General features: G+C 39.5%; 14 protein-coding genes. 3 read left to right on the top strand and 11 right to left on the bottom strand.

All coding sequences use genetic code 11. The features are described 5' to 3' along the window. Nucleotides 1–22 precede the first annotated feature (22 nt). The 4 genes from glpK to ahpC all read right to left on the bottom strand — a co-directional run bounded on the left by glpK (nucleotide 23) and on the right by ahpC (nucleotide 3631). Nucleotides 23–1519 carry a glycerol kinase GlpK gene (glpK, locus tag AC6I5B_RS08260; RefSeq protein ID WP_022250403.1) on the bottom strand — a complete coding sequence of 499 codons (1497 nt, stop codon included), beginning with the start codon at nucleotides 1517–1519 and terminating at the stop codon, nucleotides 23–25. A gap of 132 nt (nucleotides 1520–1651) precedes the next feature. Then, complete coding sequence (locus AC6I5B_RS08255; RefSeq protein WP_118208363.1) at nucleotides 1652–2188, bottom strand: TetR family transcriptional regulator; 537 nt, start codon at nucleotides 2186–2188, stop codon at nucleotides 1652–1654. A 196-nt stretch (nucleotides 2189–2384) separates the two neighbouring features. After that, nucleotides 2385–3053 (bottom strand): thioredoxin family protein, encoded by a 669-nt coding sequence (locus AC6I5B_RS08250; RefSeq protein WP_022250405.1) that lies wholly within the window; start codon nucleotides 3051–3053, stop codon nucleotides 2385–2387. Between the two features lie 11 nt (nucleotides 3054–3064). After that, entirely contained in the window at nucleotides 3065–3631 is a 567-nt protein-coding gene (gene ahpC, locus AC6I5B_RS08245; RefSeq protein WP_071144746.1) for an alkyl hydroperoxide reductase subunit C, read from the bottom strand. Nucleotides 3632–3857: 226 nt separating this feature from the next. On the opposite strand from ahpC, the gene AC6I5B_RS08240 reads away from it, so the two are divergent. Further along, nucleotides 3858–4049 (top strand): hypothetical protein, encoded by a 192-nt coding sequence (locus AC6I5B_RS08240; RefSeq protein ID WP_022250407.1) that lies wholly within the window; start codon nucleotides 3858–3860, stop codon nucleotides 4047–4049. A gap of 57 nt (nucleotides 4050–4106) precedes the next feature. On the opposite strand, the gene AC6I5B_RS08235 is transcribed toward AC6I5B_RS08240, so the two are convergent. The 5 genes from AC6I5B_RS08235 to AC6I5B_RS08215 are packed head-to-tail and all read right to left on the bottom strand — an operon-like array spanning nucleotide 4107 to nucleotide 9308. Continuing rightward, nucleotides 4107–5516, bottom strand: a complete 1410-nt coding sequence (locus AC6I5B_RS08235) for an oxaloacetate decarboxylase subunit alpha (protein WP_022250408.1) — start codon at nucleotides 5514–5516, stop codon at nucleotides 4107–4109. Between the two features lie 17 nt (nucleotides 5517–5533). Continuing rightward, nucleotides 5534–6685: a sodium ion-translocating decarboxylase subunit beta gene (locus AC6I5B_RS08230; protein WP_004613806.1), complete on the bottom strand. Its 1152-nt coding sequence runs from the start codon at nucleotides 6683–6685 to the stop codon at nucleotides 5534–5536. Nucleotides 6686–6696: 11 nt separating this feature from the next. Continuing rightward, nucleotides 6697–7065 (bottom strand): biotin/lipoyl-containing protein, encoded by a 369-nt coding sequence (locus tag AC6I5B_RS08225; protein WP_004613807.1) that lies wholly within the window; start codon nucleotides 7063–7065, stop codon nucleotides 6697–6699. Nucleotides 7066–7092: 27 nt separating this feature from the next. Then, nucleotides 7093–7845, bottom strand: coding sequence for an OadG family transporter subunit (locus AC6I5B_RS08220; protein ID WP_004613808.1), 753 nt, complete (start codon nucleotides 7843–7845; stop codon nucleotides 7093–7095). 26 nt (nucleotides 7846–7871) lie between these two features. After that, the gene (locus AC6I5B_RS08215) at nucleotides 7872–9308 is read right to left on the bottom strand and encodes an acyl-CoA carboxylase subunit beta (protein WP_497773728.1); all 1437 of its coding nucleotides are present in this window, start codon (nucleotides 9306–9308) and stop codon (nucleotides 7872–7874) included. Nucleotides 9309–9535: 227 nt separating this feature from the next. Here AC6I5B_RS08215 and AC6I5B_RS08210 point away from each other — a divergent pair, with 227 nt between their 5' ends. Then, nucleotides 9536–11323 carry an aminopeptidase P family protein gene (locus tag AC6I5B_RS08210; protein ID WP_117787183.1) on the top strand — a complete coding sequence of 596 codons (1788 nt, stop codon included), beginning with the start codon at nucleotides 9536–9538 and terminating at the stop codon, nucleotides 11321–11323. Between the two features lie 27 nt (nucleotides 11324–11350). Next, on the top strand, nucleotides 11351–12724 hold the full coding sequence (locus AC6I5B_RS08205) for a peptide MFS transporter (protein WP_004613812.1): 1374 nt from the start codon (nucleotides 11351–11353) through the stop codon (nucleotides 12722–12724). 62 nt (nucleotides 12725–12786) lie between these two features. Here AC6I5B_RS08205 and AC6I5B_RS08200 read toward each other — a convergent pair whose 3' ends face one another. Further along, nucleotides 12787–14778, bottom strand: a complete 1992-nt coding sequence (locus tag AC6I5B_RS08200) for a 2-isopropylmalate synthase (RefSeq protein WP_004613813.1) — start codon at nucleotides 14776–14778, stop codon at nucleotides 12787–12789. Between the two features lie 103 nt (nucleotides 14779–14881). After that, a complete protein-coding gene (locus AC6I5B_RS08195) occupies nucleotides 14882–16123 on the bottom strand; it encodes a D-alanyl-D-alanine carboxypeptidase family protein (RefSeq protein ID WP_004613814.1) in 1242 nt (413 codons plus the stop codon). Nucleotides 16124–16132 lie beyond the last annotated feature (9 nt).

Here is a 16132-nt window from a genome sequence, read left to right as displayed (position 1 = left end):
CCCCTTTCACTTTTCACAATCCTTAATCTTCTTTTGCCCATCCGTAAGCATATTTTACAGCCTTATTCCAGCCTTTGATTCTAGCCATACGGTCTTCTTCCGTAATAGATGGTTTGAACGTCTTATCAATCGCCCAGTTCTTTATTACATCCTCTTTGTTTGCCCAATATCCAACTGCCAAACCTGCAAGATAAGCAGCTCCCATAGCAGTTGTCTCTACACATTGCGGACGATTAACCGGCGCATCAATAATATCAGCCTGTGTCTGCATCAAGAAATCATTTGCGCTTGCTCCTCCATCTACTTTTAACGCTGCAAGTGAAATTCCCGAATCTGCTTTCATCGCATCTAAAACATCATTTACCTGATATGCCAATGATTCCAAAGTAGCACGGATAATATGATACTTATTAACACCACGTGTAATTCCTACAATAGTTCCTCTTGCATATTGATCCCAGTGCGGAGCTCCCAAACCAGTAAATGCCGGTACTACGTAACATCCATTTGTGTCTTTTACTTTTTTCGCCATATATTCAGAGTCCGGTGAAGAATCGATGATTCGCATCTCATCACGAAGCCATTGTACAGCCGCACCTGCCACAAAAATGGAACCTTCCAACGCATAGTTAACTTTTCCGTCTAATCCCCATGCAATTGTTGTTACAAGACCATTCTTTGAAAAAACAGGTTTCTCGCCTGTGTTCATCAATAAGAAACATCCCGTACCATATGTATTTTTTGCTTCTCCCGCAGTAAAACATGTCTGTCCGAACAAAGCAGCCTGCTGGTCGCCCGCAGCACCCGCAATTGGAATTGGTCCTCCTAAAAATGATGGATCTGCTTCTCCATAAATACAACTTGAAGGTTTAGCTTCCGGAAGCATTGATTTTGGAATATCCAATTCTGCTAAAATCTCATCATCCCATTCAAGTGTGTTGATATTAAAGAGCATTGTGCGTGACGCATTTGAATAATCTGTTACGTGCACAGCGCCTTTCGTCAATTTCCAAATCAGCCATGTCTCAACTGTACCGAACAATAACTCTCCTTTTTCCGCCCGTTCTCTTGCTCCCGGTACATTATCTAAGATCCATTTTACCTTTGTCGCTGAAAAATAAGCATCGATGACAAGTCCTGTCTTTTCTCTGAATTTTTCTGTCAGCCCTTTCTCCTTCAAAGAGTCGCAATATTCAGAAGTTCTTCTACACTGCCATACTATTGCGTGATATACCGGTTCCCCTGTGTTCTTATCCCACACAATCGCTGTCTCTCTCTGATTTGTGATACCAATTGCTGCGATCTCCTCTGCGGTTGCCCCGATCATATTCATTGCTTCCACAGCTACGCCAAGCTGGCTTGCCCAAATCTCATCTGCATCATGTTCCACCCATCCAGGTTGTGGAAAATACTGCGTGAATTCCCGTTGTGCCACGCTGCACATCTCGCCTTTTTCATTAAATAAAATACATCTGTTGCTCGTTGTTCCTGCATCTAGTGCCATTACATATTTTGCCATGTGAATACATCCTCCTTTTTCTTTTTAGCATTTTTCACATTACTTATTGTAATCATATTACCACCTTTTTTATTTTTTGTCATTATACATTTTATATATTTTGTATAGTTTTAGATTGTTAAAAATTTATTTTTATGCATATTGCACATTATTCTGATTGTGACAATATTCCTGCATCCCATTTTTCAAAAACAGAAGAATATGTTCGATCTGCTCATGACCAATCTTATCATCATACGTTTCCGCTACTATGATCACATAATTCAAAAGAGATGTCGTCAGAAAAGTGAGCACTTCATTTTCTTCTATTTTATAAACAGAGAGCATTCTTTTCATGCGCTCTTCCACATCAGTTATAACTGCTTTTTCCAACAATTCCCGACCAAATTCCTGAATCACTTTCCTGTAAAAATTTCTGTCTGCATGTGCATTTTCAAAAAGTGTATAGATCCAACAATCCGGCGTTTTTTCTTCCACATCACACTTTTCTAAAAGAGTGTTTTTACAAATCCATTCAATAATTTCACAAATATCATGAAAATGATAATAGAACGACTGTCTTGTCAGTCCACTTTCTTCCACAATATCTTGAATCGTAATTTTATGAAGGCTTTTCTCTTTCATCAGTTTCTTTAATGCCTCTGCAAGCTTCCATTTTGTTTTTGACATACTTACCTCCTTTGACTATAAAAAAGAGCAAGACAAACTACAACATTTCTGTTGTTTTTTACCTCGCTCTTCTCTCATGGTCGTTCTTAAGTTAGTAAAATCATATCACACAAAAATTCTCATTTCAATCTCTTTTCCCACAAAACAACTAATTTTGTAGAAAACTCATAATATTTAGCTATCAGTTTTATACACTTTACATAGTTGTCAAACTTTTCACAATTTCATCAATTGTTTTCTGCCCCATCACGACAATTTCATCATTGATAACGGTCATTGGAACACGCCCAATCTTATACTTTTCAATGAGATCCGAATACAATTTTGCATCATACATGTCCGCTGTGACATAGTCGCTTTCCATCGCAATCTTTTGGCATGCAGCCACTACATGTGGGCAGTGATGGCAGGATAAGGATACAAAAATTTTGATTGCAACCGAAAAATCAATTTTCTCAATTTCTTTTTTTGTTTTTCGTTCTAGTTTCTGTCCGTCACCTCCTGCATTACAAATTGACGCCAAAAAAGAATTGATCTCTTTTCCTCCCGGCACTCCATGAAAACACGCTCCCGAATATACTCCCGATTCATCATAAATTCCAACAACCGGCAAATGTTCTCCATGAAGTTCTTGGAAAATAACTTCATTCTCATTCTTTCCCCAAAAATGCACCTGTACTTGTTCATTCACAGAGGCAATTGCTTTTAAAAAGGAACCAAGTTCCAGACTCTTTTCATCTTCGAAGTCTAAAACTGCATGCAAAACGACAGTTCGTCTCATCTTTTGAAACAAAGGAGCAATCTGTTGTTTTAATTCTTCTGATACCAATCTACTCTGTCCCGAAATTTTTTTCATCTGATCCATAAAAACTCCTTTTACAGCATTCCAACCAAATCCAAACTCGGCATTAAAGTTTCTTCTCCCGGTTTCCAGTTTGCAGGGCACACCTGTTCTCCGTGCTCTTCTACATATTGAGCTGCCTGAACTTTTCTGAGAAGTTCTTCTGCATTTCTTCCAATTCCAAGATCATGTACTTCATATGCTTTGATTTTTCCATCCGGATTTATAATAAAAGTTCCTCTCAGTGCCTGACCTTTTTCCTTGAGTCTGACGCCAAAAAATTTTGCAAGCTCTCCTGTCGGATCAGCCAACATCGGATATTCAATTTTTTTAATCGTGTCCGATGCGTCTGCCCATGCCTTATGCACAAAATGTGTATCCATGGATACGGAATAAATCTCACAGCCACACTCTTGAAATGCTTCATAAAAATCTTGTAAATCGCCAAGCTCCGTAGGACATACAAATGTAAAATCTGCCGGATAAAAGAAAAATACAGACCAATGCCCAAGTATATCTTCCCTGGTAATTTCTTCAAATGCCCCGTTGTGATAAGCCTGTACTTTGAACGCTTTTACTTCTTCATTAATCAAACTTCGCATCATTTCACACACCTTTCTTTAATACTGTTACATTTATTATAGATATTTCTTATCTACTGTTCAAGCTGTTTTCTCGATCCTTCACTTATTTTGTACAATTTTTGCGTATTGTATAGTTTTTCGATAAAATCTGTAAAAAGAAGATTTCTTATGCTTGTCATTTCAGCAAGCTTTGCTATAATGAAATCAGATAAATGTTCGACCATGCGAAAGGAGGAAATATATTATGGCAGACAATTTGAGTATCACAAATTTGAACGGTGTTACAGAAGATGAGGATACAACTTGCGGCATTAACGATATGAACTGCTTGTCAGAAGATGAAGATACGACTTGCGGTATCAATGATATGAACTGTGTCGCCGAGGACGAGGATACAACCTGCGGCATCAACGACATGAACTGCTTAGGTGAATAATCCACGCAAAAAGAGGAACTGCTTTTTATCTGCAGTTCCTCTTTTTCGTCTTTTATCTTAGACCGGATAACTTCCGTTTTCTGTATCAGCAACAGTTTGATCAACACCTGTCTGCTGCGCTTCTCTGTATTTAAAGAAGTCTGTTGCAACCTGTGGGAATAACGCATATGATAATACGTCTTCATCCTGCTGTGACCACTGTGCCATTTCTCCTTTTAATGTATCCAATTCATCCGGAATCAAATCTGCCGGACGGCATGTGATCACTTCTGTATCACCGATACATTTCTTTTGAACTTCTTTGTTAAACGGTTTTACAGTTGCTCCGTATTTTCCGCTCAAGATATCTTTCGTCTCTTTTGTAGCCATCTTGTAACGTTCACCCATCAATACGTTAAATACAGCCTGTGTACCAACGATCTGTGAAGACGGTGTTACAAGTGGTGGCTCGCCAAGATCTTTACGAACTCTCGGCACTTCTTCAAGCACATCGTAGAATTTGTCTTCTGCACCTTGTTCCTTTAACTGAGATGTCAGGTTCGACAACATACCACCTGGTACCTGATAAAGCAATGTCTTGATATTTACACCGAGGTTCTTTGGATTTAACAATCCGGAATCCAAGGCTTCATCACGAATTGGTCTGAAGTAATCCGCAATCTCTGCCAACAGATTCTGATCAAGTCCTGTGTCATACGGTGTTCCCTTGAATGTCTCCACCATAACTTCTGTAGCCGGCTGAGATGTTCCCATTGCAAATGGTGAAATTGCTGTATCGATTACATCTACTCCCGCTTCAACTGCTTTCAAATATGTCATAGAAGCCACACCTGAAGTATAGTGTGTGTGAAGCTGAATTGGAAGATCTGTTGCATCTTTCATCGCTTCAATCAATTCGGTTGCTTTATAAGGAACCAAAAGTCCAGCCATATCTTTGATACAGATTGATGTCGCACCCATGTCTTCAATTTTCTTTGCAATATCCATCCAGTAATCTAATGTATAAGCATCTCCCAATGTGTAAGAAAGTGCTACCTGTGCATCTGCCTTTTCTGCTACTGCAGCTTTTACAGCAGTCTGAAGATTACGGATATCATTTAAGCAGTCAAAAATACGGATGATATCAATTCCGTTTGCTACAGATTTTTTAACGAAGTATTCTACTACGTCATCTGCATATGGACGGTATCCTAAGATATTCTGTCCACGGAATAACATCTGTAATTTTGTATTTTTAAATCCATCACGGAACTTACGAAGTCTCTCCCATGGATCTTCTTTTAAGAAGCGAAGTGATGCATCAAATGTAGCTCCCCCCCAGCATTCTACTGAGTGGTAACCTACCTGATCCATTTTATCTACGATTGGAAGCATCTGCTCTGTTGTCATTCTTGTCGCAATCAGAGACTGATGAGCATCACGTAAAATAGTTTCTGTAATTTTAATTGGTTTTTTTGTGATTTCCATTCTATTGTCCTCCATATTTATTTCACTCCAAAGATTGCCATAAATGTTCCGGCTGCTACCGCAGTACCGATTACACCGGCAACGTTAGGTCCCATCGCATGCATCAGCAAGAAGTTGGTAGGATCCGCCTCTGCACCGACTTTCTGAGAAACTCTGGCTGCCATAGGAACCGCAGACACACCTGCCGAACCAATCAGAGGGTTTACTTTTCCGCCCGACAGCTTACACATCAATTTACCGAACAGTACACCTGCCGCCGTACCGAACGCAAACGCTACAAGACCTAACACAACGATTTTGATTGTATCCAAGTTTAAGAATGCTTCTGCACTTGTTGTAGCACCAACCGAAGTACCAAGTAAGATAACTACGATGTACATCAACGCATTGGAAGCTGTCTCTGTCAGCTGTCTTACAACACCTGATTCTTTGAACAGGTTACCTAACATCAGCATACCAACAAGCGGAGCTGTTGTAGGAAGAATCAAAGAAACAACGATTGTGATAATAATCGGGAACAGAATCTTTTCCAGTTTGGAAACAGGTCTTAACTGCTCCATTTTGATTTTACGTTCTTTTTCTGTTGTCAATAGCTTCATGATCGGAGGCTGAATGATAGGAACGAGTGACATATAAGAGTATGCCGCCACTGCGATCGGTCCTAAAATTGCAGTCTGCTGCAATTTTCCGGCAAGGAAAATAGATGTCGGTCCATCTGCTCCACCGATGATTGAAATTGCTGCTGCCGCTTTGTCAGAGAATCCCATTGCCATTGCTCCAAGGTATGCCGCAAAGATACCAAACTGCGCTGCGGCACCGAGAAGGAAACTCTTTGGGTTAGCGATCAATGGTCCAAAGTCCGTCATCGCACCAACCCCCATAAAGATCAGAGATGGCAAAATTGCCCACTCATCTAATAAATAGAAATAATGTAATAATCCGCCGACCCCGTTTGAAGATTCTTCAATCGACATCATAATGTCCGGATAAATGTTAACTAACAGCATACCAAAGGCGATCGGAACCAATAAAAGTGGCTCAAATCCTTTTGCGATTGCCAAATATAGAAACACACATGCTACCAGAATCATGACATAATTTCCTACTGTAAGGTTAAAAAATGCCGTCTGATCCATGAGGTTTCCTAATGTACTTGTAATGTATTCCATTTTTTGACCCCCTAGTTCAATGTAGCCATTACTGCTCCTGCTTCTACTGCATCACCTACTGCCACATCAATACTTGCAACTGTTCCATCTTCCGGAGCTACAACCGGAATTTCCATCTTCATTGCTTCCAGAATGATTACTGTATCTCCTTTGGAAACTTTTTGTCCAACACTTGCCTCTACTTTAAATACTTTACCTGCTGCTCCTGCTTCTACTTTGATTCCGCCTGCTGCTCCCGCTGCTTTTGGTGCTGCCGCCGGTGCCTTCGGTGCAGGCGCTGCCTTTCTCGGTGCTGCTGCCGCTGCCGGTGTTGCTGCTCCGTTCTCTTCTACTGTTACATCATATACATTGCCATTTACTGTGATTGTATAGCTTTTCATTTTTATTTTCCTCCTAAATTCTTCTACTTAATTCCAATTATTTGACGGGCGACGTCTGATAGAGCGCACTACAAAACCATCTGTCGATGTGCCTGTCTGTGCTGCAATTGCAGCTGTAATCACTGCCACTAATTCCAAATCGTCTACATACTCTGTATCTTCTTCTGCCGTCTCTGCAACTACAGGTGTCGCTGTCTGAACCGGCTGCGGACTCTTCTTTGTGAATTTCTCCACAAATGGTGGAATATATTTGATCAACGAAATCAAAAATGCCAGGAAAATCAAGACAACAAATACTGTTCCCATACCTAATACCGTATTCAATCCTGCTTTTTCTAAAATCTCTGCTGTCGTGTATTTTGCTGAAACATCCATAGACTCTAAGTTCAAGTCTTCATCAAACTTAAATTCAATCGTCGCATCTCTGTCTTCATATTCTGCCAATGTAGAAACAGAAAGTTCTTTATCGGATGCTTCAAACTCATATTCACCATGTTTTACATAAGAGCCACACTCTTTTTCAGCTCCCTCCCACGCATCAAGCATAGACAGGAAATTATCCCCCTCAATTGGAAGTCCTGACTGCATCATCGTGTAATCCAGCTGGTAGTCTGAAAGAGATCTAAATTGCTCAAACCCTTCTTTTCCCATCTGGGAAAAACTAGTGATAAGTGTCTCTGTTATCTGTTGTGCTGCAGATTCATCATATTCGGTGTCTGCTTTCTGGGAACACCCTGCAAAACTAAGCGATGCTGCCAAAACACATACTATTAAGCTCATTCTTTTCTTCACTTTGCCTCACCTCACTAAACCGTTCCGTGTTTTTTTGCCGGGCGGTCTTCTCTCTTTGTGAACAGCATCTCAAATGCACCTATCAAATATTTTCTTGTATCTGCAGGTTCAATGATCGTGTCTACATAGCCACGTCTTGCCGCAGATATCGGACTTGACTGAATCTCTCTGTATTCTGAAGCCTTTGCATTGATTGTCTCTGCATCCGAATCCGCATACATAATTTTTGCTGCCAATGTCGAATCCATCATTCCAATCTCTGCTGTTGGCCATGCGTATACCATATCAGCCCCGATAGATTTGCTGTTCATTGTCACATAAGCACTTCCATATGCTTTTCCAATAATCAAATTTACTTTTGGTACTGTTGCATTTGCAAATGCATAAGTTAATTTTGCCGCTTCTCTTGCAAGCGATTTTTCAGAACATTTGCTCGCCTCAAATCCTGTCACATTTGTAAGGGTTACAACCGGGATATTGAATGCATCACAGAAGTTCACAAAATCAGCCGCTTTCTTACATCCGCGTACAGACAATGTTCCGCCAAATTCCTGCACGGCGTTGCCTTCTTCATCATATATCTTCGCGCGATTTGCAACGGCTCCGATTGTCATTCCATTCAAGCGGATAAAACCGGTCACCATATCTTTTCCGTATTCTTTCTTTGTCTCAAAGAATACATTGTCATCAGATACTAAAGCAAGAACGATAGAAGTATCCTCGACTGCATTGTCAATACCTTCACAAACACGATTCAAATCATCCAGACACTCATCATAAGACGCATCATCTTCATTGTTTGTTGGAAGCATGCATACTAAAGAACGAATCTGTCCAAGGATCTCCTCCTCTGTTCCAACTCCATCAACCAAACCGGATTCTTCGCTTTGGAATTTTGCAGATGAAGTGTCACATTTTGAAACCTCATTTCCTGCAATTGCATTTGGAGCATTTAAAAATAATTTCCCATTTCTTTCCATAAAAGTAAAATCAGTCATCGCAGATGCAACGGCAAGTCCACCACCGCATTTTCCAAAAACTGCTGTAATCTGTGGAATCACCCCAGATGCCATAGCCTGTTTCATATAAAGGCTGCCAAATCCATTCAATGCATCCGTTGCCTCTTGAAGTCTTAATCCTGCGCAGTCTACAAGACCAATAACCGGTGCTCCCATCTTCATTGCCATATCATAAATATTGGCAATCTTCTTTGCGTGCATCTCTCCGATCGCTCCTTTTAAAACAGAAGCATCCTGGCTGTATACGTACACCAAATTGCCATCAATCACTCCATAACCTGTGATGACACCATCAGCCGGAGTCTCTTTCTCCTGCATGTTAAAGTCGGTTGTTCTTGCTGTAACTGCGCCACCGATTTCAACAAAGCTTCCTTCGTCAAGTAAAGTGGCAATTCTTGTACTTGCGAGGTTTTTAGATATTGTGTTGCTCATAAATCTAGTCCTCCATTTTTATATATTTTTTAAAAGTTAAACCAATTTTCTGCCAATTTTAATTATATCTTATATTTTTAGAAATAGCAATTCTTTTTCCATAATATTTGATATTTTTTTCACATACCCTACTTTCTAAAAAAAACATTTGTACCTGTCTTTCGTTTATGCTACAATTCAACTTACGGGATAATAATTTACTAAATTACTTTAAGGAGGTATTCGGATTGAACGTATCAGACAGAATAGCGAAGCTTCGTTCCTTTATGGAAGAAAAACATATCGATGCTTATGTTGTGCCATCTGCAGATAATCACCAAAGTGAATATGTCGGTGAACATTTTAAATCCAGAGAATTTATCACTGGTTTTACAGGTTCAGCGGGAACCGCTGTAATCACAAAAGATGCTGCAGGTCTTTGGACAGACGGACGTTATTTTATTCAGGCGGAAGCTCAGCTTGCCGGGAGTGGTGTAACACTCTATCGCATGGGTAACGCGGGAGTTCCAACTGTCTCGGAGTATCTTGACTCTGTACTCCCTGAAAATGGGACTTTAGGATTTGACGGACGTGTCATCGCTATGCAGGAAGGAAAAGATTTCGCAGAACAATTTTCTTATAAGAATATCCGTATTGAATACTCTTACGACCTTGTGGATGCCGTTTGGGAAGAACGGCCAAGCCTTGCAGCCGAACCTGTATTTTTACTGGATGAAAAATTTTCCGGTGAAGCCACAACTTCCAAACTCTCTCGCTTGAGAGATGCAATGAAGGAAAACGGTGCTGACGTACATGTTTTAACTACATTGGACGATATTGCATGGCTTCTTAATATCAGAGGAAACGATGTAATGTATTCTCCTCTTGTTCTAAGTTATGCTGTAATCACGATGAATGAAGTACATTTATTTATAGATGAAAGCAGACTAGATGAACATGTAAAATCAGAACTTAAAAAGGATAATGTTGTTTTCCATCCATATAATGACATTTATACTTTTGTAAAAGACTTTGATTCTAATAACACAGTCCTGATTGACCCTGCAAGAATCAATTATGCTTTGTATAATAATATCCCGGATAGTACAAAAAAAGTTGAAAAGACCAATCCTACTATTTTATATAAAGCAATGAAGAATGATGTAGAAATTGAAAACATCAAAAAAGCACATGTAAAGGATGGCGTTGCTCATACGAAATTCATGTATTGGTTAAAAACAAGCCTTGGTAAAGAAAAGATGACTGAGATGAGCGCATCAGACAAACTTGAAAGTCTGCGCGCCCAACAGGAAGGTTTCTTATGGCCTAGCTTTGAGCCAATCTGCGCATTCAAGGCAAACGCTGCAATGTGTCACTACACTTCTTCCGCAGAGACAGACTGTGAGTTGACAGCCGGAAATCTGTTCTTAACAGACACTGGTGGAAATTACTATGAAGGTTCCACAGATATTACAAGAACTGTTGCTTTAGGAGAGATCAATGATGAGTTGAAACTTCATTTCACAACAGTTTTAAGAAGTATGATGAACCTGTCAAGAGCCAAATTTTTGTATGGCTGCTGCGGTTATAATCTTGATGTATTAGCCCGTCAGCCAATGTGGGAATTAGGTCTTGATTACAATCACGGTACCGGACACGGCGTTGGTTATCTTCTAAATATCCACGAAGGACCTACCGGTTTTAGATGGCGCATTCGCGGACATGAAGCGCATCCGTTGGAAGCCGGCATGGTGATTACAGATGAACCTGGTATTTATATCGAGGGTTCTCATGGTATCCGTACCGAAAATGAATTAGTAGTACGAAAAGGTGAAGAGACTGAGTATGGACAGTTCATGTACTTTGAGCCAATCACCTATGTACCTATTGATTTGGATGCAATCAATCCAGATCTTCTGAGGGAAGATGAAAAAGCCTGGCTGAATGCATATCATAAGCAAGTTTATGATATCATCGCTCCTCATCTGACAAAAGAGGAAGAAGAATGGCTTCGCATCTACACGAGAGAAATTTAAAATAACTTTATTTGGAGGACTTTATTTATGGGAACAGCAAAAAAAGCAAAATATCCGATTGGATTTTACATTTGTTGTATCACTTACACATTTGAACGTTTTGCGTTCTATGGTACAAAACCGCTTTTAGCCTTATTCCTTGCTGCATCTGTAGCAGAAGGCGGTATCGGAGTAACTAAAGCACAGGCTGGTGAAATCGCAGTTTGGCTTACTTCACTTACATACATCACACCAATTATCGGAGGATGGTTAAGCGACCGTTTCTTAGGTGCCAGATATGCCGTTACACTTGGATGTATCATCATGGGTCTTGGATATTTCTGCGGATGGCAGGCACACAGCGTACCTATGGTATGGGTAATGATTTTAGTCGTATCTATCGGTACTGCATTCTTCAAGGGAAACCTTGCTGCTATTATCGGACGTCTGTTTGATGACCAGGATTTACTGGATTCAGCATTTTCTATCCAGTATTCATTCGTTAACATTGGTTCTTTCTTTGGATCTATGATCTGTGCAACATTATATATGTACACATTTAAGCAAGGACAGATGTTAGGTTTCCGTCAGGTATTCTTACTTAGCGGTATTCTTGTAATCATCGGTGGTATTTTCTTTACACTTTGCTATGGAAAATTACAGGGACAGGGTATCAAGCCATTTAAATATCTTACAGATACAAACGGAAATGTAATCGGTGAAGTAAAGAAAGAAAAGAAAGAAAAATCAACAGCTCCACTTACATCAAAAGAGAAGAAAAACGTATGGGCTATCGTCTTGGTATCTGCCATCTCAATTATTTTCTGGCTGGCTTACTATCAGCAGGACGTTGTTCTTACATTCTACTTACAGGATTATGTAAACAGAGACCTTGGTTTCTTCGAACTTTCGCCAGCTCACTTAACAACAACATGGAATGGTCTGTTATGTATCGTTCTCAGTTTGGCAGCTGCTAAATTGTGGGCAAAATTAGCAAAAAGACCTCAAGGTGACTTGTCAATGTTCAGCAAAATCACTCTTGCATTTGTATTCTTGGGAATCTCTTACATTATGCTTGTAATGACAGAGTTAACAAGAGGTGTTGGTGCTCCATCTTCTGTAAAAGGTAATGTAATGTGGATCTTCTTATTCGGAATCTTCCTTACAATCGGTGAGATTTGCTTCTCCCCACTTGGAAACTCTTTCGTAAGTAAGTATGCTCCAAAGAAATACTTATCTGTATTGATGGGTGTTTGGACTTTAGCAACATTCTTTGCAAACTTAATCAACGGTCAATTCCAGAAAATCGTTGAAAAAATGGGTATTATGCCAGTATTCGTAACATTTGCAATCGTTGCATTCATCTGTGCGGTTGTTATGTTCTTACTGACAAAACCATTAAACAAGTTAACAGAAGAATAAGTTTCCATACAAAAAACTGGTTTGAAAATAAAATTCAAACCAGTTTTTTTCATATTTTTGATTTATTCCTTTCGATTCCGATACTGCACAGGCGTCATATCATATGCCTTTTTAAATAATCTGTTAAAATGCTCTACATTCTGATATCCAACTGCCAATGCTACTTTTTCTACAGTCATGTTTCCTGTCTTCAACAAATTCTTTGCTTTTTTCATTCTTGCTTTTTTAACGATTTCTCCAAATGTCATACCTGATTTTTCCTTAATATATTTTGACAAATACGGCTTTGATAAAAAGAATTTTTCAGAAAGATCATCTAAAGTCACATGCAAATAATTCGCCTGGATATAATTCAAAATTTCTATCATTCTCTCCTCTTTTTCGTCGTTAGCATGCTGTATCTCTTCAATTTTATTTACCGCAACGGTCAATGCCTCTATAGATGCCTTGATGATATCTGCATCAATTCCAACTCCCCAGTATACCTTTCCTTTACAGTTTACCCCTACATATGCCACTGCCTTTGACGACGAGCCTTTAGTAAGAGAATGTTCTTCATAAAAAGATAACTCGTAACCGATATTAAAATATTGTTTGATTGCATTGCTGACAGCATCCAACCGTCCATTTCCAACACCCATCATCACATATTTTCTGCCATCATAGCCAATAGTCACATCTGCTTTCATTCCATCTCCCTGTTCAAAATGGCATTCATCAATTGCAAACGTATTTTTGACATGAATATAATTCTCTTCAAAAATATGATAAATCCATTCCGAAGTAAGTTCTTTATGCGCCTTGTCTGACACATCCTTCACAAGATAACCAACTTCCTCCCGCATTTTTTCTGGAAGACTAATTCCAAAACTTTGTTTTAATATGTAGTTTACGCCGCCTTTTCCTGACTGGCTGTTAATGCGAATCACATCTGAATCATATTCTCTTCCAACATCTTTTGGGTCAATCGGAAGATATGGAACTGTCCAATGGGCGCGCTCTTTTTCTTCTCTATATGCCATTCCTTTCGCAATTGCATCTTGATGCGATCCCGAAAATGCAGTAAATACCAATTCTCCAGCATATGGCTGTCTTTCGTACACATGCATTCTTGTCAGTCTCTCGTATTTTTCACAAATCTCTCCCATATTTGAAAAATCAAGTTTTGGATCCACGCCATGAGAAAACATATTCATCGCCAGTGTGATGATATCCACATTTCCTGTTCGCTCTCCATTTCCAAATAAGGTTCCCTCGATTCTATCAGCTCCTGCAAGCACACCAAGTTCTGCATCACAGACTCCGCATCCTCTGTCATTATGTGGATGCAGACATAAGATCACATTCTCTCTGTACAGCAGATTTTTACTCATATACTCTACCTGTGTTGCAAACACATGCGGCATTGCATTTTCAACAGTTGTCGGAAGATTGATGATGACTTTATTATCTTTCGTCGGTCTCCACTCTTCCAACACTGCATTGCACACCTCCAATGCATAATCAACCTCGGTTCCAGGAAAGCTCTCTGGGCTGTATTGAAATGTAAAGTTTCCTTCTGTCTCATCCGCAAGTTTTTTTAACAGTTTTGCACCGTCGATTGCAATCTGCTTTACTTCTTCTTTTGATTTTTTGAACACCTGCTCTCGTTGCGCTACCGATGTCGAATTATATAAATGAATTACTGCATGCGGTGCTCCTTTGACTGCCTCAAATGTCTTCTTGATGATATGTTCACGCGCCTGCGTCAGAACCTGAATCGTCACATCATCCGGAATCATATTCTGCTCAATCAAGGTTCGCAGAAACTGATACTCTGTCTCTGAAGCTGCCGGAAAACCAACTTCAATCTCTTTGAATCCAATTGCTAAAAGCATCTGAAAAAATTCTATCTTTTCTTCCAAACTCATCGGCTCAATCAGTGCCTGATTTCCATCTCGCAGATCCACACTGCACCAAATCGGCGCTTTGTCAATATAATCTTTTTTTACCCAATCATAGCTGATTTCAGGCGGCATAAAATAACTTCTCTCATATTTTTCAAAATTCTTCATCTTTCTTACCCCTTTGTTAAAATAAATCAATTTTATTATCTTTATTTATCCTACCATATTTATCCATCACGCAACAGTGACAAATTTAATCATTTTTATTGATTTATTTTAACATATACATAGTAAAGAGCTTTTGTAAGTACCATATAAATGTTTTTTGCGGCACTGACTTTGTAATTACAAGCGGATATTCCTTTATTTTAAAATCTTTCAGATAATATGTAACACTCCCTACAGTCTCTCCTGCCTGGACGGGCGCTTTCAATGTCTTTTTAATATCAGTCTTGATATCTACTGTTTCCCCCTCCTTCAACAAAAATGGCAGTTCCTGCGTATCTGTTTTGATTTTTGTCTCTGCCATCGCCACATCAAAAATATCATCACTTTCCGGAATCCCATTTTCAACGATGATACAAGAGCTGTCCTGTTTTTGGAATACATTCTCGTATTCATATTTTTGAAGTCCATACTCCATCAATGCTTTCGTATCTTTCCATTTATAACCTTTATTGTTTGGCCACCCACACCCTAAAAGTGCCACGATAAATGTCCTTTCTCCCTGCTTTAAAGCCCCAACATAGCAATACCCCGCATCACCTGTAAAACCAGTTTTCCCAGACAGTGCTCCATCCATCATCCCTAAAAACACATTATGATTATTACAGGAAAATTGTCGCTTTCCTTCTACATCTGTAAATGTGTGGTTCTGCGTCTGGGTTATCTCCAAAAACAGCTCTTTTTGAGGTGAAAGCTTAATACAATACCGCATGATTTTTGCCAGTTCTTCCGCTGTTGTAGAATGTTTCCCATTTTCATCAGAAGCATCCAGACCGTTTGGTGTTATAAAATATGTATCCTTACATCCGATTTTTTCTGCTTTCTCATTCATCATTCGAGCAAATCCCTCTACTGTTCCTCCCACCTGTTCTGCAATTGCAACTGCCGAATCATTGTGTGACTCCAACATCAAAGAATATAAAAGATCACGCAGATAGAATTGTTCTCCATTTGCCATTCCCAAATGTACTCTCGGCTGTCTTGCCGCATTCTCTGACACTGTGACAATTTGATCTGGTTTTCCTTTTTCCAACGCCAAAATACAGGTCATAATCTTTGTCGTACTCGCCATTGCTTTTTGTTCATATCCATTCTTTTCAAACAAAACACGCCCACTGTCCGCATCCATAAGGACCGCTGACTGGGCGTATAATTGTTTTGGCTCCTCCTCTTTTGCATATGAGGTTATCCCAAAAAGGAGCGCACATGTCAATATAAATACTAATATCCGTTTCACGATGTCCCGCCTATTGATTCTTTTGTTCAATATATGCAATGCACGAAACATCCATTCCTA

This window comes from Faecalimonas nexilis, from assembly GCF_059731825.1.
Note: the sequence above shows the minus strand (reverse complement) of the source record. Positions and strands in the feature narration are given on the sequence as shown.